The 21,790-nt window shown below is 70.8% G+C and carries 16 protein-coding genes; 13 read left to right on the top strand and 3 right to left on the bottom strand.

Features of this window, described 5'->3' with window-relative positions; all coding sequences use genetic code 11:
- Nucleotides 1-18 precede the first annotated feature (18 nt).
- The 4 genes from P3X83_RS35530 to P3X83_RS35515 all read left to right on the top strand — a co-directional run bounded on the left by P3X83_RS35530 (nt 19) and on the right by P3X83_RS35515 (nt 6,531).
- Nucleotides 19-939: an LLM class F420-dependent oxidoreductase gene (locus P3X83_RS35530; protein ID WP_277309739.1), complete on the top strand. Its 921-nt coding sequence runs from the start codon at nt 19-21 to the stop codon at nt 937-939.
- Between the two features lie 128 nt (nt 940-1,067).
- On the top strand, nt 1,068-2,507 hold the full coding sequence (locus P3X83_RS35525) for a 3' terminal RNA ribose 2'-O-methyltransferase Hen1 (RefSeq protein ID WP_277309738.1): 1,440 nt from the start codon (nt 1,068-1,070) through the stop codon (nt 2,505-2,507).
- Nucleotides 2,504-5,041: a polynucleotide kinase-phosphatase gene (locus tag P3X83_RS35520; protein ID WP_277309737.1), complete on the top strand. Its 2,538-nt coding sequence runs from the start codon at nt 2,504-2,506 to the stop codon at nt 5,039-5,041. The genes P3X83_RS35525 and P3X83_RS35520 overlap by 4 nt, the downstream gene beginning before the upstream one ends.
- Before the next feature lie 83 nt (nt 5,042-5,124).
- Nucleotides 5,125-6,531, top strand: coding sequence for a sugar porter family MFS transporter (locus P3X83_RS35515; RefSeq protein WP_277309736.1), 1,407 nt, complete (start codon nt 5,125-5,127; stop codon nt 6,529-6,531).
- Here the strand turns inward: P3X83_RS35515 and P3X83_RS35510 are convergent.
- Complete coding sequence (locus tag P3X83_RS35510; RefSeq protein WP_277309735.1) at nt 6,444-7,043, bottom strand: DUF1707 domain-containing protein; 600 nt, start codon at nt 7,041-7,043, stop codon at nt 6,444-6,446. The two genes, P3X83_RS35515 and P3X83_RS35510, sit on opposite strands and share 88 nt — an antisense overlap.
- A gap of 5 nt (nt 7,044-7,048) precedes the next feature.
- Nucleotides 7,049-7,777, bottom strand: coding sequence for a PadR family transcriptional regulator (locus P3X83_RS35505; protein WP_277309734.1), 729 nt, complete (start codon nt 7,775-7,777; stop codon nt 7,049-7,051).
- Nucleotides 7,778-8,126: 349 nt separating this feature from the next.
- Between P3X83_RS35505 and P3X83_RS35500 the strand changes: the two genes are divergently transcribed.
- The 7 genes from P3X83_RS35500 to P3X83_RS35470 all read left to right on the top strand — a co-directional run bounded on the left by P3X83_RS35500 (nt 8,127) and on the right by P3X83_RS35470 (nt 17,227).
- A complete protein-coding gene (locus tag P3X83_RS35500; RefSeq protein ID WP_277309733.1) occupies nt 8,127-8,855 on the top strand; it encodes a metal-dependent hydrolase in 729 nt (242 codons plus the stop codon).
- Nucleotides 8,856-9,024: 169 nt separating this feature from the next.
- The gene (gene acnA / locus P3X83_RS35495; RefSeq protein WP_277309732.1) at nt 9,025-11,763 is read left to right on the top strand and encodes an aconitate hydratase AcnA; all 2,739 of its coding nucleotides are present in this window, start codon (nt 9,025-9,027) and stop codon (nt 11,761-11,763) included.
- A gap of 144 nt (nt 11,764-11,907) precedes the next feature.
- Nucleotides 11,908-12,603, top strand: coding sequence for a sulfite exporter TauE/SafE family protein (locus P3X83_RS35490; protein ID WP_277309769.1), 696 nt, complete (start codon nt 11,908-11,910; stop codon nt 12,601-12,603).
- Nucleotides 12,604-12,739: 136 nt separating this feature from the next.
- Complete coding sequence (locus P3X83_RS35485) at nt 12,740-13,849, top strand: substrate-binding domain-containing protein (protein ID WP_277309731.1); 1,110 nt, start codon at nt 12,740-12,742, stop codon at nt 13,847-13,849.
- Nucleotides 13,850-13,944: 95 nt separating this feature from the next.
- On the top strand, nt 13,945-14,715 hold the full coding sequence (locus P3X83_RS35480; protein WP_277309730.1) for an ATP-binding cassette domain-containing protein: 771 nt from the start codon (nt 13,945-13,947) through the stop codon (nt 14,713-14,715).
- Nucleotides 14,712-15,977 (top strand): ABC transporter permease, encoded by a 1,266-nt coding sequence (locus P3X83_RS35475; protein ID WP_277309729.1) that lies wholly within the window; start codon nt 14,712-14,714, stop codon nt 15,975-15,977. The genes P3X83_RS35480 and P3X83_RS35475 overlap by 4 nt, the downstream gene beginning before the upstream one ends.
- A 44-nt stretch (nt 15,978-16,021) precedes the next feature.
- Nucleotides 16,022-17,227: an ROK family transcriptional regulator gene (locus P3X83_RS35470; protein ID WP_277309728.1), complete on the top strand. Its 1,206-nt coding sequence runs from the start codon at nt 16,022-16,024 to the stop codon at nt 17,225-17,227.
- Between the two features lie 73 nt (nt 17,228-17,300).
- On the opposite strand, the gene P3X83_RS35465 is transcribed toward P3X83_RS35470, so the two are convergent.
- Nucleotides 17,301-18,164, bottom strand: coding sequence for a neutral zinc metallopeptidase (locus P3X83_RS35465; RefSeq protein ID WP_277309727.1), 864 nt, complete (start codon nt 18,162-18,164; stop codon nt 17,301-17,303).
- 142 nt (nt 18,165-18,306) lie between these two features.
- Between P3X83_RS35465 and dxs the strand changes: the two genes are divergently transcribed.
- Together dxs and P3X83_RS35455 are read left to right on the top strand one after the other, a co-directional pair.
- Nucleotides 18,307-20,211: a 1-deoxy-D-xylulose-5-phosphate synthase gene (gene dxs / locus P3X83_RS35460; RefSeq protein ID WP_277309768.1), complete on the top strand. Its 1,905-nt coding sequence runs from the start codon at nt 18,307-18,309 to the stop codon at nt 20,209-20,211.
- A gap of 85 nt (nt 20,212-20,296) precedes the next feature.
- On the top strand, nt 20,297-21,781 hold the full coding sequence (locus P3X83_RS35455; RefSeq protein ID WP_277309726.1) for an amino acid permease: 1,485 nt from the start codon (nt 20,297-20,299) through the stop codon (nt 21,779-21,781).
- Nucleotides 21,782-21,790 lie beyond the last annotated feature (9 nt).

The raw sequence follows: 21,790 nt of genomic DNA, 5'->3' as shown, positions 1-21,790 counted from the left end.
GCCCGGATAATTAGCCCCATGAAGTTGAGGATCTTCACCGAGCCGCAGCAGGGCGCGACCTATGACGACCAGCTCCAGGTCGCCAAGGCCGCTGAGCGGCTGGGGTTCGACGCGTTCTTTCGTTCCGACCACTACCTGAACATGGGCGGTGACCCCCTGCCCGGGCCCACCGACTCGTGGGTCACCCTCGGCGGCCTCGCCAGGGAGACCTCCACGATCCGGCTCGGCACCCTGGTCAGCTCGGCGACGTTCCGGCTGCCGGGCGTCCTGGCGATCAGCGCGGCCCAGGTGGACGAGATGAGCGGCGGCCGGATCGAGCTCGGCCTCGGCACCGGATGGTACGAGGAGGAGCACACGGCGTACGGCATCCCGTTCCCGCCGCTCGGCGAGCGTTTCGAGAAGCTGGAAGAGCAACTGGAGATCATCACCGGCCTGTGGCAGACGCCGCAGGGCAAGACCTTCTCCTTCGACGGCTCGCACTACCACGTGGCCGACTCGCCCGCGCTGCCCAAGCCGGTGCAGAGCCCCAGGCCGCCGATCATCATCGGCGGCACCGGGGCGCGGCGGACGCCGAGGCTGGCCGCGGCCTTCGCGGACGAGTTCAACGTGCCGTTCCGCGCGCTGGACGAGACCAAGGCGGCCTACGACAACGTGCGCGCGGCCTGCGAGGCCGCCGGGCGCGCGCCGATCGTCCTGTCGGCCGCCCAGGTGGTGTGCTGCGGCAGGGACGAGGCCGAGGTCGTGCGCAGGGCCGCCGCGATCGGGCGCGAGCCCGAGGAACTGCGCGCCAACGGCCTGACGGGCACGCCGGAGGAACTGGTCGAGAAGATCGGCGCCTACGCCGGGGCCGGGGCCACGCGGATGTACCTCCAGGTTCTCGACCTGGCCGACCTGGACCATCTGGAGTTGCTGGCGGCGGAGGTCATGCCGCACGTGTGAGGCCCGCCGGGGCCGGTGCGGCATGCCGTACCGGCCCTGGAGGCTTCCGCCCCGCGTCCGGCCGGAAGGCCGCTGCGGGCGGGCATATCCGGTCGCATGCGACATTTCAGTGCGCCAGACTGTCGGGCGTGCTGCTGACGATTGCCACGACGGCCCCGCCCGCCACCGATCTGGGTTACCTGCTGCACAAGCATCCAGACCGGGTGCAGACCTTCGCGCGGTCCTTCGGCGAGGCGACGGTCTTCTACCCCGAGGCGGGCGACGACCGGTGCACCGCCGCGCTGCTCCTGGACGTGGACCCGGTGCACCTGGCGCGCACCCGGGGCCGGTCCTCGCCCGACTTCTCGCTCGGGCAGTACGTCAACGACCGGCCGTACGCGGCCTCGTCGCTGCTGGCCGTCGCCCTGGCCGACGTCTTCCGCACCGCGCGGGCCGGGCGCTGCGACATGAGGCCGCAGGCCGCGGCCGGAACCCTCCCGCTGGAGATCGGCCTGCCCGCGCTGCCCTGCCGGGGCGGCCCGGAACTCGCCCACCGGCTGTTCGAGCCGCTCGGCTGGCGGGTGGAGGCGTCCCCCGTCCCGCTGGACCCCGGCTTCCCCGAGTGGGGCGACTCCCGCTACGTGCGGCTCACGCTGCGCGGCGACGTACGCCTCGCCGACGCCCTGAACCACCTGTACGTGCTGCTGCCCGTCCTGGACGACGCCAAGCACTACTGGATCGCCGCCGACGAGGTGGACAAGCTCATCCGCGCCGGGGAGGGCTGGCTGGCCGCCCACCCCGCGCGCGGCCTGATCACCCGCCGCTACCTGGGCCGCCGCCGCGCGCTGGAACGCACCGCGTTCGCCCGGCTGGCCGAGCTCGGCGACGACGTGGAGGAGACGCTGGACCCTCCCGTCGAGGAGGAACCCGAGGCCGCCGAGGCCCCGGAGCCGAAGCGCCCCCTGAACGTGCTGCGCAGGGAGGCGGTGCTGGCCGTCCTGGAGGAGACGGGCGCCCGCACGGTGGCCGACCTCGGCTGCGGGTCGGGGGAGCTGGCCGCCGAGCTGCTGCGCCGTCCGGCGTTCACCAGGATCGCGGCCGTGGACGTCTCCACACGCGCCCTGTCGATGGCCGCGCGCCGGTTGCGCACCGATCGGGCGCCGGACTCCCAGCGAGGCCGTCTGGAGCTGTTCCAGGGCGCGCTGACCTATGCCGACGACCGGTTCACCGGGTTCGACGCCGCGGTGCTCATGGAGGTCGTCGAGCACGTGGACCCGCCCCGGCTGGCCGCCCTTGAGCGAGTGGTGCTCGGCGCAGCCCGTCCGGGGCACGTCATCGTCACCACGCCGAACGCCGAGTACAACGTCCGCTACGAGGGGCTGCGCGGGCACCGGCACCCCGACCACCGGTTCGAGTGGAGCCGGGCCGAGTTCGCCGCGTGGGCCACGGCGGCCGCCGAGCGGTACGGCTACGGCGTCACGTTCAGGCCGGTCGGCGAGGAGGACCCGGAGCTGGGGCCGCCGACCCAGATGGCCGTGTTCGCGCGGGCGGAAGCACGCGCCGTCGCCGGGAAGGGAGCGGGCTCATGACCGAGCGGGCACCGGAGGAACGCGCGGGCACCGAGATCGGCGTGCCCGAACTGTCGCTCATCGTGCTGGTCGGGGTGTCCGGGAGCGGCAAGTCCACGTTCGCCGCCCGGCACTTCGCGCCCACCGAGGTGATCTCCTCCGACTTCTGCCGGGGCCTGGTCGCCGACGACGAGAACGACCAGGCCGCCACCCGCGACGCCTTCGACGTGCTGCGCTACATCGCCGGCACGCGGCTGCGCAGGGGCCTGCTGACCGTGGTGGACGCCACCAGCGTGCAGCGCGAGGACCGGCGGGTGCTCATCGACCTGGCCAGGTCGCACAACGTGCTGGCCGACGCCATCGTGCTGGACGTGCCCGAGCGGGTGGCCGTCGAGCGCAACGCCGCGCGCCCCGAGCGCGACTTCGGCCCGCACGTCGTGGTGCGCCAGCGCAAGGCGCTGCGCGCGTCCATGCGCGGCATCGCCAAGGAGGGGTTCCGCCGGGTCCACGTGCTGAACGGCGTGGAAGAGATCGGCGCGGTCACCGTCTCGCGGGAGAAGGCCTGGAGCGACCGGCGCGAGCTGACCGGCCCGTTCGACGTCATCGGCGACGTCCACGGGTGCCGCGCCGAGCTGGAGACCCTGCTCTCGACGCTGGGCTGGGTCATCGAGCGGGCGGACGGCAGGGCCGTGGGCGCGAGCCACCCCGAGGGCCGCACCGCCGTCTTCGTCGGCGATCTCGTGGACCGCGGGCCGGACACCCCGGGCGTCCTCCGGCTGGTCATGGGCATGGTGGCGGCCGGGACCGCGCTGTGCGTGGCCGGGAACCACGAGCAGAAGCTGGCCGCCGCGCTCGCCGGGCGCAAGGTCACCGTCGCGCACGGCCTGGAGCGGTCGCTCGCGCAACTGGAGGCGGAGCCGCCGGAGTACACCGCGCTGGTCAAGTCCTTCACCGAGGGCCTGATCAGTCACTACCGGCTCGACGGCGGGCGCCTGGTGGTCGCGCACGCGGGCCTGAAGGAGGAGTACCACGGGCGGGCCTCGGGCCGCGTCCGCTCCTTCGCGCTGTACGGCGACACCACGGGCGAGACCGACGAGTACGGCCTGCCGGTGCGTTACCCCTGGGCCGAGGAGTATCGGGGCCGCGCCATGGTCGTCTACGGCCACACGCCGATCCCGGAGGCCGTCTGGGTGAACAACACCATCTGCCTGGACACCGGCTGCGTCTTCGGCGGCAGCCTGACCGCGCTGCGCTACCCCTCCCGCGAGCTGGTCTCCGTACCCGCCGAGCAGGTCTGGTACGAACCGGTGCGCCCGCTCGGGCGCGGGGCCGCACGCGACCCCGGCGTGCTGGCCATCGGCGACGTCACCGGCCGGCGGTACGTGGACTGCCGCGACGGCGGGCGCGTCAAGATCTTCGAGGAGAACTCCGCCGCCGCGCTGGAGATCATGAGCAGGTTCGCGGTCGATCCGCGCTGGCTGGTCTACCTGCCGCCGACCATGGCCCCGCCGGAGACCTCCGCGCTCGACGGATACCTGGAGCATCCGGCCGAGGCGTTCGAGGAGTTCCGGGCCGCCGGGGTCACCGAGGTCGTGTGCGAGGAGAAGCACATGGGCTCGCGGGCCGTGGCGGTGGTGGCCCGCACGCCCGAGGCGGCGGCGGCGCGGTTCGGCGTGGACGACGGAGCCCGCGGGGTCGTCTACACCCGCACCGGACGCCCGTTCTTCACCGATCCGGCGCTGGCCGGCGAGCTGGTGACCCGGCTGCGCGCGGACCTGACGCCGCTGTTCGACACGCTGGACACCGACTGGCTGGTCCTGGACTGCGAGCTGCTGCCGTGGTCGGCCAAGGCGGGCGGGCTGATCCGTGAGCAGTACGCGTCGGTCGGCGCGGCGGCCCGCGCCGCGCTGCCGGAGGTCGTCGCCGCGCTGGAGGCGGCGGCCGGGCGCGGCCTGGATGTGAGCGGGTCGCTCGGTCGCGCCCGGCGCCGTCAGAGCAACGCTGCCCGATTCCGCGACGCGTATGCCCGGTACTGCCGTCCGGTGGACGGGCTCACCGGCGTCCGGCTCGCGCCGTTCCAGATCCTGGCCTGCGAGGGACGCGTCACCGCCGTGGCCGAGCCGCACGCCTGGCACCTGGCCATGCTGTCCCGCGCCGAGTCGGACCTCATCGCGCCGACCGGGAACGTGGTGGTGGACCTGGCCTCCCAGGAGTCCCGCGAGGCGGCGACGGCGTGGTGGGAGGAGCTGACCGCGTCGGGCGGCGAGGGGATGGTCGTCAAGCCCGCCGGTCACCAGCGGGGCCGGATCCAGCCGGGCGTCAAGGTGCGCGGGCGGGAGTACCTGCGGATCGTCTACGGCCCCGACTACACCGAGGGCCTGGACCGGCTGCGGGGGCGCGTGCTCGGCAGGAAGCGCTCGCTGGCGCTGCGCGAGTACGCGCTCGGCCTGGAGTCGCTGCACCGGCTGGTGGACGGCGAGCCGCTGTGGCGCGTCCACGAGCCGGTGTTCGCGGTGCTCGCGCTGGAGTCGGAGCCGGTCGACCCTAGATTGTGACTGAATGTGCGCACGGAGGCGCACTGGGTAGGTACTCCAGGTCACCGTCCGAATAGGTGGACGATCTCGGGGTAAGGGTTGGCATGGCGAGACCTACGGCGAGCACCCACCAGGAGCATCTCGGCCACGTCGTGTTCATCGCGGCCGCCGCCGCCATCGGCGGGTTCCTGTTCGGCTACGACAGCGCGGTGATCAACGGTGCCGTCACCGGCATCCAGAAGCACTTCGAGGTGGGGCCGGTCGAGACCGGCTCGACGGTGGCCGCGGCGCTGCTCGGCTCGGCGGTGGGCGCGTGGTTCGCGGGCCGGATCGCCGACCGGCTGGGCCGCACCCGCACCATGCAGATCGCCGCGCTGGTCTTCGCGGTCAGCTCGATCGGGCAGGCGCTGCCGTTCGCGATCTGGGACCTCGCCATCTGGCGCGTGTTCGCGGGCGTGGCGATCGGGATGGCGTCGGTGACCGGACCTGCCTACATCGCCGAGGTCGCGCCGCCCGCCTACCGGGGCAGGCTGGGGTCCTTCCAGCAGCTCGCGATCGTGCTGGGCATCGCCACCTCGCAGCTGGTGAACTACGTCATCGCCCAGCTCGCGGGCGGGAACGTGAACAACTATCTCGGGCCCATCCAGGCGTGGCAGTGGATGCTCGGCGCGTGCCTGGTGCCCGCGCTGCTCTTCCTGCTCTTCGCGACGATCATTCCGGAGTCGCCGAGGTTCCTGGTGGCGGCGGGCCGTACCCGCGAGGCGCGGCGGGTGCTGCGCGAGGTCGAGGGCGGCGACGTGGACGCCGAGGCCCGGATCGCCGAGATCGACTCGGTGCTGAAGTCGGAGCGCCGGCCCACGCTGCGCGATCTGCGCGGACCGGCCTTCGGGCTGCTCGGCGTCGTCTGGGTCGGCATCCTGCTGTCGATGTTCCAGCAGTTCGTCGGCATCAACGTGATCTTCTACTACTCGGCGTCGCTGTGGCAGTCGGTCGGCATCGAGCAGACGCAGTCGCTGCTGATCAGCTTCTCCACTTCGATCATCAACATCGTCGGCACGTTCATCGCGATCGCGCTGGTCGACCGGGCGGGGCGCAAGCCGCTGCTGCTGACCGGCTCGGCCGGCATGGCGGTGGCGCTCGGCACGGCGGCCTGGGCTTTCAGCGCCGCCGTGCACAAAGGCGAGCAGGTCACCCTGCCGGAGACGCAGGGCATGGTGGCGCTGATCGCGGCGCACGTCTTCGTGCTGTTCTTCGCGATGTCGTGGGGTGTCGTGGTCTGGGTGCTGCTGGGGGAGATGTTCCCCAACCGCATCCGCGCGACCGCGCTCTCGGTGGCCGCGGCGGCGCAGTGGATCGCCAACTGGCTGATCACCGTGACGTTCCCGAGCCTGTCGGAGTGGAACCTGGCAGGGGCCTACGTGGGCTACGCCACGTTCGCGGTGCTGTCGTTCCTGTTCGTGCTGTTCTTCGTGCGGGAGACCAAGGGCCGCAGGCTCGAAGAGATGGGCTGAGCCGCACGGCCCCGGTTCACCGGCGGGAACGGCGCCACTGGTCGCGATGGTGCCGCCAGTGGTGCCGGTGATGGTGTGAGCGTCCGGCCCCGACCAGGAAGAACAGTGCGAACGCGCCGATGGCGACGGGCCACACCGGGGGTCATGATGACCACCATGGCGGCCAGGATCACGATCGGGATGATCGGCGGGAAACCGTGGCGGTGGTGACGCATGTTCGGCGCGAGCGGCGGAAGCGGCGGAACGGGCGGCATCGGCGGGATGGGAGGGCGGAACCGGCGGGGATCGAACATCGGTCCCGCCGACGGGTCGTGCTCCGCGACGGCATGCGCCGGGGGCAGGTCTTCGGACAGCCTGGCGAGGTCGCCGCGGGTCTTCGCGCCGAGCGCGAGCCCGAGGCGCTCGTCCAGTTCCTCGCTGGTCAGGCGGCCCTGGGCGAAGTGCTCGCGCAGGGCCGACATCGTTTCGTCACGCTCGGCGTCGCCGACGCGCAGGTCGTCGCGAGACGTCATGCCGGTCACTCCTCCGAGGGGTCACCTTCTGCCAGGATCCGGTACAACTTGCGCCGGGTCTCGATAAGAGTCTGCCTCGCTTCGCGGATCTGCGCCTCACTGCCGGTCTGCAGAATCTGCATCATCGCGAACGCCGACTGGCGCGCGGTGTCCATCAGCTCCCAGGTGCCGGAGTCGACGTCGGGCACCATCTCCTCCCACGGCGCGCGGACCTCGTCGGGGTGCTCGGTGACGTAGGCCCGCCCCTCCTCGGTGAGTTGGAAGGTCTTTCGGCCCTCGCTCTCCTCGGCGCGGACCAGGCCCTCGTCGGCGAGCTGCTGCAGCGCCGGGTAGACCGCTCCGGGGCTGGGACGCCAGCCGCCCTGGCTGCGCTCGCCGATCTCCTGGATGATCTGGTAGCCGTTGCGCGGCTCCTCGGCCAGCAGGGCGAGGATCGCCGCCCGAACGTCGCCGCGCTTGGCCTTGCGCGCCCGGCCGAAGTGCCGCCCGCCGGGCTGGAACCCGGGGCCGAAAAGGCCCCGGCCGAAGTCGAACGGGAACGGGCCGCCGCGATGGCCGCCGCGCGCCCGGTGCTCGTGCGGGCCGCCTCCGCGCGGACCGCCGGGGCCGCCGCCCTGCTGCCATGCCGCCGCCATCAGGCGCATGGCCGACCTGGCGGTTCGCCGGACCTGCCGGCCCATCTCACAGGGATCGGACTGGGCCCATTGCCCGCCCATCGCGTGTGTGGAACTCATCATTTCCTCCTCGATTTGGAGATCGGTCTTCGATCACTCTCGATGCTTCTACGATATATCGCTAAGAAGTTAACCGCAAGGAGACGTAACGCGTGAGCCAGATCACTGGATTAATCGGCAGGGTCAGGGAACAAAGCCCGGCGACGTACGCGTTGTCAGGGCATAGACGGGATCGTTCCCACCTCGGAAGGGCTGGGGGGTGCTTTCGAGGCAAGGGACGATCCCGTCTGTCGCTTTTCTGGAGGTCCTTCTCCTTCCGGAGGGCTGGGGTGCGACACGCCGATTCAGGGGCCTCGCGTCCGCGTCATGGGCGGCACTTTGCCGTAGGCTGGTCAGCCGTGATCTTGACATGATGGGGCACACGCACGCCCTCACCGGGGCGGTCGCGTGGCTGGCGGTCGCTCCGGGCCTTGCCGCGCTGCCCTACCTCGCCGAATCGTCCCGGTTCGTGGACACCGGGATCATGGCCGCCGCGCTGACGCCCTCCGAACTGATCGCGGGCGCGCTGATCTGCGCGGGGGCCGCGATGCTGCCCGACCTCGACCATCCGAGCGCCACCATCGCGCAGACCTTCGGCCCGGTCACCTGGGCGCTGAGCAAGGCGGTGGCCTGGATCAGCGGCGGGCACCGGGGGGCCACGCACTCGCTGCTCTTCGCGGTGGGCGTCGGCTTCGGCGCCCATCTGCTCGCCAACAACTACCCGATCGGCCGCGACGTCCTGGTCGTGCTGATGATCGGGCTCGCGCTGCGGGCGATCGGCATCGGCATCCCCGGCAAGAAGGCCGCCTCCGCGATGGTCAACGTCGGCCTCACCGTCGGCCTGTACGCGGTGTTCCGCTCGCTCGGTGTGCAGTACGCCTGGCTGGGGCTGGCGATCGGGTTCGGCAGCCTGATCCACGTGGTGGGCGACTGCTGCACGGAGAAGGGCTGTCCGGTGCTGTGGCCGTTGCGCCAGCGGTGGGTCCTGCCGTACAAGATCGGGATCAAGACGGGCCGGGCGTTCGAGCAGAAGTTCCTGGCCCCGGTGCTGTCCGTGGCGATCGTGGGGCTGCTCTACTGGCGGCTGGCGCCTCTGTAACTTGATGTCGAGATATCATTGGAGATATCTTGACATCGAGACATCTGGTGGAATCCCAGCCGGTTAGGCGTACCTAACCGACCTGCGTGCCCGGCGTGTGCGGGAGGATTCCATTGAGGGCGGCTTGCGGCCGCCGGCAGACCAACGGCAATGGAGGAGGCGACCCATCGTGTCCGCGAACAGCTTCGGCAGCCGTGACACGCTCCGCGTAGGTGAGGCGGCCTACGAGATCTACCGGCTGGACGCTGTCGAGGGATCGGCGCGCCTTCCCTACAGCCTGAAGATCCTGCTGGAGAACCTGCTCCGCACGGAGGACGGCGCGAACATCACCGCCGACCACATCAGGGCGCTCGGCGGGTGGGACCCGTCGGCCGCGCCGAGCGTGGAGATCCAGTTCACCCCGGCCCGCGTGATCATGCAGGACTTCACCGGAGTGCCCTGCGTGGTCGACCTGGCCACCATGCGCGAGGCCGTGCGAGACCTCGGCGGCGACCCGTCGAAGATCAACCCGCTGGCCCCCGCCGAGCTGGTCATCGACCACTCGGTGATCGTCGACTTCTTCGGCGCGCCGGACTCCTTCCGCCGCAACGTCGAGCGGGAGTACGAGCGCAACCGCGAGCGCTACCAGTTCCTGCGCTGGGGGCAGACCGCCTTCGACGAGTTCAAGGTGGTGCCGCCCGGCACCGGCATCGTCCACCAGGTCAACATCGAGCACCTGGCCAGGGTCGTCATGACCCGGGACGGCAAGGCCTACCCCGACACCTGTGTGGGCACCGACTCCCACACCACCATGGAGAACGGCATCGGCGTGCTCGGCTGGGGCGTCGGCGGCATCGAGGCCGAGGCCGCGATGCTCGGCCAGCCGATCTCCATGCTGATCCCCAGGGTGCTCGGCTTCAAGCTGACCGGCAGGCTGCCCGCGGGCGCCACCGCCACCGACCTGGTGCTGACCATCACCGAGATGCTGCGCGAGCACGGCGTGGTCGGCAAGTTCGTGGAGTTCTTCGGCGAGGGCGTCTCCAGCGTGCCGCTGGCCAACCGCGCCACGATCGGCAACATGAGCCCCGAGTTCGGCTCCACCTGCGCGATCTTCCCGATCGACGGCCAGACCATCGACTACCTCACCCTGACCGGCCGCTCCGCCGAGCAGATCGCGCTGGTCGAGGCGTACGCCAAGGCCCAGGGCCTGTGGCACGACCCGTCGAACGAGCCGGTCTACTCCGAGTACATCGAGCTCGACCTCGGCACCGTGGTCCCCTCCATCGCCGGGCCCAAGCGGCCCCAGGACCGCATCGCCCTGTCGTCGGCCAAGGAGACCTGGCGCCGCGACGTGCGCGCGTTCGTGGCCGACCAGGACGGCGTGGACGAGGCCGTCAAGGAGACCTTCCCGGCCTCCGACCCGCCCGCGTCCAACGCCGTCGCCAACGGCGGGCGCAGGCCGCACCAGCCCACCCTGGTCGAGTCCGCCGAGGGCGGCTCCTTCGAGCTCGACCACGGCGCCGTGGTGATCGCCGCGATCACCTCGTGCACCAACACCTCCAACCCCTACGTCATGCTCGGCGCGGCCCTGCTGGCCAAGAACGCCGTGGACGCGGGGCTGGCCACCAAGCCGTGGGTGAAGACCTCGCTCGCGCCCGGCTCCCAGGTCGTCACCGGCTACTTCGAGCGGTCCGGGCTCCAGCCGTACCTGGACAAGCTCGGCTTCAACCTGGTCGGCTACGGCTGCACCACCTGCATCGGCAACTCCGGCCCGCTGCCGGACGAGATCTCCGCCGCCGTGCAGACCGGCGACCTCGCGGTCACCGCGGTGCTGTCCGGCAACCGCAACTTCGAGGGCCGGATCAACCCCGACGTCAAGATGAACTACCTGGCCTCGCCGCCGCTGGTGGTCGCCTACGCGCTGGCCGGCACGATGGACATCGACCTGGACACCGAGCCGCTTGGCACCGGCACCGACGGCAAGCCGGTGTACCTGGCGGACATCTGGCCCACGCCGGAGGCGGTGGCCGAGGTGGTCGGCTCCTCGATCGGCCAGGACATGTTCAAGCGCGACTACGCCGACGTCTTCAAGGGCGACGACACCTGGCGCTCGCTGCCGATCCCGACGGGCGACACCTTCGAGTGGGACCCGGACTCGACCTACGCGCGCAAGGCGCCGTACTTCGACGGCATGCCGTCCGAGCCGACCCCGGTCACCGACGTCGCCGGGGCCAGGGTGCTGGCGCTGCTCGGCGACTCCGTCACCACCGACCACATCTCCCCGGCGGGGGCGATCAAGGCCGACTCCCCGGCCGGGCGGTACCTGCGCGAGAACGGCGTCGAGGTCAAGGACTTCAACTCCTACGGCTCGCGCCGGGGCAACCACGAGGTCATGATCCGCGGCACGTTCGCCAACATCCGCCTGCGCAACCAGCTCGCGCCGGGCACCGAGGGCGGCCTGACCCGCGACTTCACCACCGTGGACGCCCCCGTGACCACCATCTACGACGCCTCGGTCAACTACCAGGCCGCGCAGGTGCCGCTGGTGGTGCTCGCAGGCAAGGAATACGGCTCCGGCTCCTCGCGCGACTGGGCCGCCAAGGGCACCGCCCTGCTGGGCGTCCGGGTCGTCATCGCCGAGTCCTACGAGCGCATCCACCGCTCCAACCTGATCGGCATGGGCGTGCTGCCCCTGCAGTTCCCCGAGGGCGCGTCGGTCGCCTCCCTGGGCCTCACCGGTGAGGAGAGCTTCGACTTCATCGGCGTCGAGGCGCTGAACGAGGGCGGCATCCCCCGGACGGTGAAGGTCCGCGCCGGCGACGTCGAGTTCGACGCCGTAGTCCGTATCGACACCCCCGGCGAGGCCGACTACTACCGCCACGGCGGCATCATGCAGTACGTCCTGCGCTCTCTTCTCAAGAAGAGCTGACACCCGCACTCCCTTCAGGGCCGCCCGGCACACCGCCGGGCGGCCCTGTCGCATGTCCGGCCCCCTCGCGTCCCCCGGCCCGGCCTCGTCAGAGGCGATGATTTGATCATTTGCATGGATCATGAGGCTTTGGTGCTGATATTTGTGGGTTTGGCGGTATTCGTTGGTGCGATCGTGCAGGGCGGAGTCGGGTTCGGGCTGGGGCTGGTGGCCGCACCCGTGGTGACGATCCTGGCTCCGGAGGTGGTGCCCGGGGCACTGCAGGTGGTGAACATGACGCTTCCGCTGTTCACCCTGGCGGCCGAGTGGCGGCGGGCCGACCTGCGCGGCGTGTTGTGGGCGATGCTCGGCAGGCTGCCCGGCAGCGCCCTTGGGGCGCTCGTCGTCGTGTACGTCTCCGTCTCGGCCCTCGGCGTCTTCGTCGGCCTCATGGTGCTGGTCGCGGTGGCGCTCACCGCGCGCTCGGCCGGGGTGCCGCGTAACCCGGCCACCGTCGCCGCCGCGGGGTTCGTCTCCGGTGTCACCGGCACCGCCACGGGCGTCGGCGGCCCGCCGATGGGACTGGTCTACCAGGACGCCAAGGGCCCGCAGATCCGCGCGACCCTCGCCATGTACTTCTTCCTCGGCGCCGCGCAGTCACTGGTCGTCCTGTGGTGGGTGGGGGAGCTGACCGCCGAGGCCGTGCGGTTCGGCGTCGTCCTGGTCCCGTGCCTGGTCGCGGGCTTCCTGCTGTCGGGACGCCTGCGCCGATATCTGGACCGCGGACGGGTTCGTGCGGGGGTCCTGGGCCTGGCCACCGTGTCGGCCCTGGCCCTGATCGCGCAGAGCCTGGTGCGGTGACCCGCGTTTCTGAATTGTTATTGGCAACAACAAACTGACCTTCCAGGAGTCTTCCCAAGCAGGCCGTGGCGGTTTACGTTGCCGCAAACAACATTCAAACCCCCCAACAGAAATCCCCCCAGAAAGGACCCATGCGATGCGCAAGGGGATCCTCAGCCTGCCTGCCGCCCTGGCGGCGTTGACCCTCGGTCTCACCGCCTGCGGGGGCCAGAGCGGTGACACCAGTGCACAACCCGGCGGCCCGGCGTCGGCCAAGGCCGCCGGGAAGATCGGCGTCATCCTGCCCGACAGCAAGTCCTCGGCCCGCTGGGAGACGGCGGACCGCAAGTACCTGACGCAGGCGTTCAAGGCCGCGAACGTCGCCTACGACATCCAGAACGCCCAGGGTGACAAGAACGCGTTCCAGACCATCGCCGACCAGATGGTGACCAACGGGGCCACCGTCCTGATGATCGTCAATCTGGACAGCGGCACCGGCAAGGCCGTCCTCGACAAGGCCAAGGCCCAGGGCGTCGCGACGATCGACTACGACCGGCTGACCCTCGGCGGCGGCGCCGCCTTCTACGTCAGCTTCGACAACACCAAGGTCGGGCAGTTGCAGGGCGAGGGTCTCAGCAAGTGCCTGACCGACGGCAAGGCCGAGAAGCCCATCGTCGCCTACCTCAACGGCTCGCCCACCGACAACAACGCGACCCTCTTCAAGGCCGGCTACGACGGCGTGCTGGCGCCGAAGTTCGAGTCCGGCGAGTACGCCAAGGGCCCCGACGAATCGGTGCCCGAATGGGACAACGCCAAGGCCGGCACGATCTTCGAGCAGATGCTCACCAGCGAGCCCAAGATCGCCGGAGTGCTGGCCGCCAACGACGGCCTGGGCAACGCCGCGATCACCGTGCTGCGCAAGAACAACCTCAACGGCAAGGTGCCGGTGACCGGCCAGGACGCCACCGTGCAGGGGCTGCAGAACATCCTCGCCGGCGACCAGTGCATGACCGTCTACAAGGCGATCAAGAAGGAGGCCGACGCCGCCGCCGGGCTGGCCGTGGCCCTGGCCAAGGGCGAGAAGCCCACCGCCACCGGCACCGTCAAGGACACCGAGTCCGGTAAGGACGTCCCGGCCGTGCTGCTCGACCCCCAGGCGATCCACCTCGACAACGTCAAGGACGTCGTCGCGGACGGATACGTCACCAAGGAAGAACTGTGCACCGGCGACTTCGCCGACAAGTGCGCGAAGGCCGGAATCCAGTAGCGAATCCGTAGGAGCGGTACGGCGGGCGGTCCCGCCGTACCCTCCGCGCCCGGCGGCCAGAGCGTCCCCCGAGGCGTTCCGCGAAGGAGCTTCCCATGACCCCCGTGCTGGAGCTACGCGGGATCGACAAGCGGTTCGGTCCCGTGCAGGTGCTCCACGACGTCGCCTTCTCCGCCTACCCGGGTGAGGTGACGGCGCTCGTCGGCGACAACGGCGCAGGCAAGTCCACACTCGTCAAGTGCGTCGGCGGCATCTACCCGATCGACTCAGGCGAGTACCTCTTCGAGGGCAGGCAGGTCCATGTGAGCGGCCCGCGCGACGCCGCGGAACTGGGCATCGACATCGTCTACCAGGACCTCGCGCTGTGCGACAACCTCGACATCGTGCAGAACATGTTCCTCGGCAGGGAACGGCGCAGCGGGCTGGTCCTGGACGAGGCCACCATGGAGGAGATGGCCGCGCAGACCCTCGCGAGCCTGTCGGTCAGATCCGTCATCTCGATCAGGCAGCACGTCTCCAGCCTGTCCGGAGGGCAGCGGCAGACCGTGGCCATCGCCAAGGCCGTGCTGTGGAACAGCAAGGTCGTCGTGCTGGACGAGCCGACCGCGGCGCTCGGCGTCGCGCAGACCGCCCAGGTGCTCGAACTCGTGCGCAGGCTGGCCGACAAGGGGCTGGCCGTGGTGCTGATCTCGCACAACATGAACGACGTCTTCGCGGTCTCCGACCGGATCGCGGCCCTCTACCTGGGGCGGATGGCCGCGCAGGTGAAGACCGCCGACGTCACGCACGCGCAGATCGTGGAACTCATCACCGCCGGCCGCAGCGGCGAGCTCGGCCTCAGGAACGGCAACGGGGGCGCTTCATGAGCCGGGTCAAGGACCAGGAACTGCCGCGCGACGCGCTCGCCGTCGCCGCGGAGTCGCCCTCGATCGCCGCCAGCGCCCGCGCCTACGTGCTGCGGGTCCGGGGCGGCGAGATGGGCGCGCTGCCCGCCGTGCTGGGGCTGGTGGTGCTGTGCACGGTCTTCACCGTGCTGCGCCCGGTGTTCCTGACGCCGGGCAACTTCGCGAACCTGTTCACCCAGGGCGCCCAGGTCACCGTGATCGCGATGGGCCTGGTGTTCGTGCTGCTGCTCGGCGAGATCGACCTGTCGGCGGGCTTCGCCAGCGGCGTCTGCGCGGCGGTGCTCGCGGTGACGATGACCAACATGGGCCGGCCCTGGTACGTCAGCGTGGCGGCGGCCGTCGTGGCGGGGGTGGTGATCGGGCTGATGCTGGGCCTGCTGATCGCCAAGCTCGGCATCCCCTCATTCATCGTGACGCTCGCCGCGTTCCTCGCCTTCCAGGGCGTGCTGCTCGTCCTCGTCGAGGAGGGCACCAACATCTCCATCCGCGACGAGACGATCCTCGCCATCGCCAACAAGAACCTGCCGCCCGCGCTGGGCTGGGCGGTGCTGGCCGTGGGCGTGGCGGGCTACGCGGTGGTGCAGCTCGCCCGGGCGCGTAAGCGCGCCGCGCGCGGGCTGGCCGCCGACCCGCTGTCGCTGATCGCGGTGCGGGTCGGCGGGCTCGCGCTGTTCGCCGGGCTGGGCGTGTGGGCGCTGAACCTGGAGCGCAGCCGTACCGCGCTGGCCTCGCTGACCGGGGTGCCGATCGTGGTCCCGCTGATCCTGGCGCTGCTCGTGGTGTGGACGTTCGTGCTCCAGCGGACCGCGTTCGGGCGGCACATCTACGCGGTGGGCGGCAACGCGGAGGCGGCGCGCCGGGCGGGCATCAACGTGGACCGGATCAAGATCAGCGCGTTCGTGATCTGCTCCGCGCTCGCCGCCGTGGGAGGGATCATCGCGGCCTCCAGAGGGGCCTCGGTCGATCCCAACACCGGCGGCAGCCAGGTGCTGCTCTACGCCGTGGGCGCCGCTATCATCGGCGGGACCAGCCTGTTCGGCGGCAAGGGCAGGGTGATCGACGCCATCCTGGGCGGCGCCGTCATCGCGGTGATCGACAATGGCATGGGCCTGATGGGCTACGGCTCCAGCGTCAAATTCATGATCACCGGGTCCGTGCTGCTGCTCGCCGCGGGGGTGGACGCCCTCGCGCGCAGGCGGGCGTCGGCCACTGGTCTAAGGTGATCGGCGACTTCCATTCCCCAACCGAACGGCGGGCACCCACGGCCATGCGCGCAGGCCCCTCCCAGGAGGAGATCCGGCGCCACAACCTCGGCGCGCTGCTCCGCCATGTCCACCTCGGCGGGCCCACCTCGCGAGCCGAGCTGACCAGCCGGATGGGGCTGAACCGCAGCACCATCATGGCGCTGACCGCAGATCTCACCGCGGCCGGGCTGGTGCGCGAGGAGCTTCCCCGGGTGACCGGCCGCGCCGGGCGGCCCTCCCTGGTGGTGAGGCCCGAGTCGGCGAAGGTGTACGTCTTCGCCTTCGACGCGGGCGTCGACCGGCTGCGGGCCGCGCGGGTGGGGCTGGGCGGCGTCATCCTGGACCGCCGCGAGGCCGACCGCGAGCGCGGCCCCTTCTCGCTCGACGGCGACGTCGCGACGCTGGTCTCCTTCGCCCGCCAGATGCAGCGCAAGACCCGCGACGACACGGTGTGCGTGGGAGCGGCGGCGGCCTTCCCCGGCGGGATCGGCAACCCGGGCGGCGTGGTGCGGTTCGCCCCCAACATGGGCGCGAGTGACGTGCCGCTGGGCGAGGAACTGGCCAGGCGGCTCGGCCTCGGGCTGCCCGTGACCGTCGGCAACGACGCGAACCTGGCGGCGCTGGCCGAGCAGTCCCGGGGCGTCGGCGTGGGCAGCCGCGACCTCATCTACCTGCACGGCGACGTCGGCATCGGCGGCGGGGTGATCGTCGGTGGCCAGTTGCTCGGCGGGCACCAGGGCTACGGCGGCGAGGTGGGCCACATGGTGGTCAACCCGGGTGGACGGCCGTGCGGATGCGGCTCGCGGGGCTGCCTGGAGGCCGAGGTGGGGGAGCGGGCGCTGCTCGAACAGGCCGGGCGGTTCGGCGGCGGCAAGATCGGCAGGGAGGCCGTGCGCGCGATCGTGGATGCTGCCGACCGCGGCGACGTGATGGTCCAGGAATCGCTCGGCCATGTCGGCGACTGGCTCGGGTTCGGCGTCGCCAACCTGGTCAACATCTTCAACCCGGAGATCGTGGTGTTCGGCGGCATGCTGCGCGAGATCTATCTGGGCGCGGCGGCCCGGGTGCGCAGCCGGATCACGCTCACCGCGCTGGCCGCCGCGCGCGAGAACCTGCGGCTGCGCACGTCGGCCCTGGGTGACGACGTCCTTCTCGTCGGCGCCGCGGAGCTGGCCTTCTCCCACGTGCTCGCCGACCCGCTGGAGGCGCTGGCCAGGGTCGGCTCCTAACCCGGACGCGCGTACGGCCGCGCCCGCCGGGCGCGGCCGTACACTCGGTCATCGGTCGTCGGGGCGGATCAGATCACGCCACGCGGCTCAGGGACGCGGTCCAGGTGTTGCACCCACCAGGTCCGCCCGAGCTGAAACCCCGCTGCATCCAGGACGCCTGGCTGTACCCCTTGCCGTGGTCGTTCTTCGGCCAGGCCTTGTGGCCGTTCTTACGGGTCCAGTCCACCATGCCCTGCCACTCGGTGGAGTTCACCGGCAGCGAGCCCTGGACGCTCCGCAGGAACGCCGAGGCCAGGCAGTCGGCCTGCAGCTCGAAGCGCCGCGACAGCAGGAGCTTGGCCGATCCCCTGGCCCGGTTGAACGAGGGGAAGTAGTAGTTCGGCCCGATCTTGCTGATCGTCTGCACGTGGTGTGCGTACTCGTGCGCCATGAACTGGGCGGAGCCGAGCCCGAAGCCCTGGCCGACGACCTTCCGGGTCACCCCGATGTACATGGTGCGGTTGGAGGAGCAGTAGTAGCCGCCCGCTCCGGTCGGCCACCTGCCACAGGGGCTGCTCACCTTGCTCGTGACAAAGCGCAGCCGGGGCTTGGCGAACGGCAGGCGCGCCTTGCGGAACTGGCGGGCCCACGCGTTGTTCAAACAAGTGTTGATCTTGGTCATGAATCGCTTGTACGACGCGGAGCTGCCCTTGCGGAGCGTTCCCGCGGCGCAGTTGGCGGTGCTGATCCGTCCCGTGCGATAGAGCGGATTGTGGGTGGCCGCGCGCTTGCCGTAGGGGACGGAAGCCTGCACGGCCCGCTGTGTCTGCTCGGCCTCCTTCACGGCGGCCGGTGCTGCGGTGGCCGACGCCTGCGCGGCGGTCCCCGTCCCGAGGAGGGCGAGCACGGTGGCCGCTGCGGCTAGGGTGGAAAATTTCCTGATGGGGAGGGTGTTCATAATGATGCAGAGATTAGACGAATCCGTCGTAAATCGGTGCAGTTTCGGGATCCTTTGAAGGATTCGGGGGCACTGGTGCACTGGCGAACTAGACTCGACCTCATCGGCGAGGGCGAGCAGAGGGGATGGTTCCGTGGGCGAGCTGCCTGGACTCCTGAAGACCATTGAGGGGCCTGGCGACCTCAAGAACGTGGAGGTGGCGGACCTGCCCCGGCTCGCCGCGGAGATCCGCGACCTATTGATCAACTCGGTTGCCGAATCGAAGGCCGGCGGGCACCTGGGGCCCAATCTCGGTGTGGTGGAACTCACGATCGCCATTCACCGCGTTTTCGACTCGCCGCACGACAAGGTGCTGTGGGACACCGGTCACCAGGCGTACGTCCACAAGATGCTCACCGGCCGCGCCGACGACTTCGGCTCGCTGCGCCAGGAGGGCGGCCTGTCCGGCTACCCCAGCCGGGCCGAGTCCGAGCACGACCTCATCGAGAACTCGCACGCCTCCACGGCCCTGTCCTACGCGGACGGCCTGGCCAAGGCGTTCCGCGTGCGCGGCGAGTCCGACCGGTCGGTGGTCGCGGTGATCGGCGACGGCGCGCTGACCGGCGGCATGGCCTGGGAGGCGCTGAACAACATCGCCGCCTGCCGCGACCTGCCGCTGATCATGGTCGTCAACGACAACGGCAGGTCCTACTCCCCGACGATCGGCGGCCTGGCCAGGCACCTCGGCTCGCTGCGGATGACCCGCGGCTACGAGGAGGCGCTGGAGTTCGTCAAGGAGACCCTGGCGCGGGTCCCCGTCGTCGGGTCGCCCTTCTACGAGACCCTGCACGGCGTCAAGAAGGGCCTGAAGGACATCCTGGCCCCGCAGGCGATGTTCGAGGACCTCGGGCTCAAGTACGTCGGGCCGATCGACGGCCACGACGAGCAGGCCGTGGAGACGGCGCTGCGCAAGGCCAGGGGCTTCCGTGGCCCGGTCATCGTGCACGTGATCACCCGCAAGGGCTACGGCTACACCCCCGCCGAGAACCACGACGAGGACTGCTTCCACTCCCCGCAGCCCTTCGACCCTGCCACCGGCCAGGAGCGCCCCAAGGCACGCGGCTGGACCGACGTGTTCGGCGAGGAGATCGTCCGGATCGGCGGCGAGCGCCCCGACGTGGTGGCGATCACCGCCGCCATGCTGCACCCGGTCGGCCTGGCGTCCTTCGCCGAGGCGTATCCCGACCGCATCTACGACGTGGGCATCGCCGAGCAGCACGCGCTGACCTCCGCCGCCGGTCTGGCCATGGGCGGCGTGCACCCGGTGGTGGCTCTCTACTCCACGTTCCTCAACCGCGCCTTCGACCAGTTGCTGATGGACGTTGCGCTGCACCGCCTGCCGGTCACCGTGGTCCTCGACCGCGCGGGCGTCACCGGCGACGACGGCCCCAGCCACAACGGCATGTGGGACCTCTCCATCCTCCAGGTGATCCCCGGCCTGCGCCTGGCCGCCCCGCGCGACGGCGCCCGGCTGCGCGAGCTGCTGTCGGAGGCCGTCGAGGTGAACGACGCGCCCACCGTGGTGCGTTATCCCAAGGGCCCGGTGGCCGACGACATCGAGGCGGTGGGCAGGCTCGGCGAGATGGACGTGCTGCGCGCGGCCGACCCCGACGTGCTGCTGGTGTCGGTCGGCTGCATGGCCGAGACGTGCATGGAGGCCGCCCGCCTGCTCGACGCCCAGGGCATCTCCGCGACCGTCGTCGATCCGCGCTGGGTCATGCCGATCGACCCGGCCCTTCCGCTCGCCGCCGCCGCGCACAAGCTGGTCGCGGTGGTCGAGGATAGCGGCAGGGTGGGCGGCGTCGGCGACGCCGTGGCCCGTGCCCTGCGCGACGCCGACGTCGACGTCCCGGTCCGCACGTACGGCATCCCGCAGACCTTCCTCGACCACGCCAAGCGCGCCAAGATCCTCGGCGAGGCCGGGCTGACCGCCCAGGGCCTGGCCCGCGAGATCACCGAGGCGATCGCCCGGCGCAGCCCCGTGCTGGAGCATCACCCCACCCGATGACCCGGGTTCCCCGCGCCCCAGGCATGACGGCGGCGGCGCGGGGAAAGGACCTCCCACGATCACAGACGATCCCGTGGGAGCTCAAATGAGACCGCCGCGCACGAAAACCGTAGAGGAGTCGATCCGGGACACAGAGGCGCCCGAGCATCGGCTGCGAAGGCACCTCGGGGCGTTGGACCTCACCGTGTTCGGCGTCGGTGTCATCGTCGGCACCGGCATCTTCGTGCTCACCGGTCGCGTCGCCCGCGACAACGCGGGCCCGGCGGTCGCGCTCTCGTTCGTGGTCGCCGCGATCGTGTGCGGGCTGGCCGCGCTGTGCTACGCCGAGTTCGCCGCCACCGTGCCGGTCGCGGGCTCGGCCTACACCTTCGCCTACGCGACGCTCGGCGAGTTCCCCGCCTGGGTGATCGGCTGGGACCTCGTCCTGGAACTGGCACTGGGCGCGGCCGTGGTCTCCGTGGGCTGGTCGGGATACTTCACCACGCTGCTGGCCACACTGGGGGTGGAGCTACCACCCGCGCTGGCGGGCGAGGACGCCACGATCAACATCCCGGCCATGGTCATCGTGCTGATCCTCACCCTCATCCTGGTCCTCGGGATCAGGGTGTCCGCGCGCACCAACCTGGCCCTGGTGATCCTCAAGGTCGCCGTGGTGCTGCTGGTGATCGTCGCCGGGATCTTCTTCATCCGTGGCGCGAACTACACCCCGTTCATCCCGCCGGCCCAGGAGACGCCGCACGTGGAAGGGCTGGGGGCGCCGCTCATCCAGGTGTTGTTCGGGGTCACCCCCACCGCGTACGGCGTCGCCGGGATCTTCTCCGCCGCGGCCATCGTGTTCTTCGCCTTCATCGGGTTCGACATCGTCGCCACCGCCGCCGAGGAGACCAAGAACCCCCCGCGCGACATGCCGATCGGCATCCTCGGCTCGCTGGCCGTGTGCACCGCCCTCTACGTCGGGGTGTCGCTGGTGGTCGTGGGCATGGTGCCGTACCAGCGGCTCAGCTCGGCCGCGCCGCTCGCCGACGCGTTCCGCGAGGTGGGCCAGCCGTGGCTGGCCACGGTGATCAGCATCGGCGCGATCGCCGGGCTGACCACGGTGGTGCTGATCATGATGCTCGGGCAGAGCCGGGTGCTGTTCTCGATGAGCCGCGACAACCTGCTGCCCCGGCCGCTGGCCACGGTGCACCCCAAGTACGGCACACCCGCCCGGGTGACCGTGATCATCGGCGTGGTGACCGCACTGCTCGCCGGGTTCATCCCGCTGTCGGCGCTGGCCGAGCTGGTCAACATCGGCACGCTGTTCGCGTTCGTGATCGTCTCGATCGCCGTCGTGGTGCTCCGCCGCACGCGTCCCGACCTGCCCCGCGCCTTCCGCACCCCGCTGGTCCCGCTGATCCCGATCCTGTCGGTGCTGGCGTCGATCTATCTGATGCTGAACCTGCCGGTCGAGACCTGGCTGCGGTTCATCGTATGGATGATCATCGGCGTGGTCGTCTACTTCCTGTACGGCCGGCGGCACAGCCGCGTCGGCCGCAGCGCGGCCGGAACCAAGGAGGCCCCCCTGGTGTAAGAACACCGG

This window comes from Spongiactinospora sp. TRM90649, assembly GCF_029382225.1.
Lineage (GTDB): Bacteria > Actinomycetota > Actinomycetes > Streptosporangiales > Streptosporangiaceae > Spongiactinospora.
Note: the sequence above shows the minus strand (reverse complement) of the source record. Positions and strands in the feature narration are given on the sequence as shown.

Coding starts and splice junctions, on each gene's coding strand:
- P3X83_RS35510 (WP_277309735.1), bottom strand. CDS start 7,043: ATGACGTCTCGCGACGACCTGCGCGTCGGCGACGCCGAGCGTGACGAA.
- P3X83_RS35480 (WP_277309730.1), top strand. CDS start 13,945: ATGACCCCCGTGCTGGAGCTACGCGGGATCGACAAGCGGTTCGGTCCC.
- P3X83_RS35530 (WP_277309739.1), top strand. CDS start 19: ATGAAGTTGAGGATCTTCACCGAGCCGCAGCAGGGCGCGACCTATGAC.
- P3X83_RS35470 (WP_277309728.1), top strand. CDS start 16,022: ATGCGCGCAGGCCCCTCCCAGGAGGAGATCCGGCGCCACAACCTCGGC.
- P3X83_RS35465 (WP_277309727.1), bottom strand. CDS start 18,164: ATGAACACCCTCCCCATCAGGAAATTTTCCACCCTAGCCGCAGCGGCC.
- P3X83_RS35515 (WP_277309736.1), top strand. CDS start 5,125: ATGGCGAGACCTACGGCGAGCACCCACCAGGAGCATCTCGGCCACGTC.
- P3X83_RS35475 (WP_277309729.1), top strand. CDS start 14,712: ATGAGCCGGGTCAAGGACCAGGAACTGCCGCGCGACGCGCTCGCCGTC.
- P3X83_RS35455 (WP_277309726.1), top strand. CDS start 20,297: ATGAGACCGCCGCGCACGAAAACCGTAGAGGAGTCGATCCGGGACACA.
- P3X83_RS35500 (WP_277309733.1), top strand. CDS start 8,127: ATGATGGGGCACACGCACGCCCTCACCGGGGCGGTCGCGTGGCTGGCG.
- P3X83_RS35505 (WP_277309734.1), bottom strand. CDS start 7,777: ATGAGTTCCACACACGCGATGGGCGGGCAATGGGCCCAGTCCGATCCC.
- P3X83_RS35520 (WP_277309737.1), top strand. CDS start 2,504: ATGACCGAGCGGGCACCGGAGGAACGCGCGGGCACCGAGATCGGCGTG.
- P3X83_RS35485 (WP_277309731.1), top strand. CDS start 12,740: ATGCGCAAGGGGATCCTCAGCCTGCCTGCCGCCCTGGCGGCGTTGACC.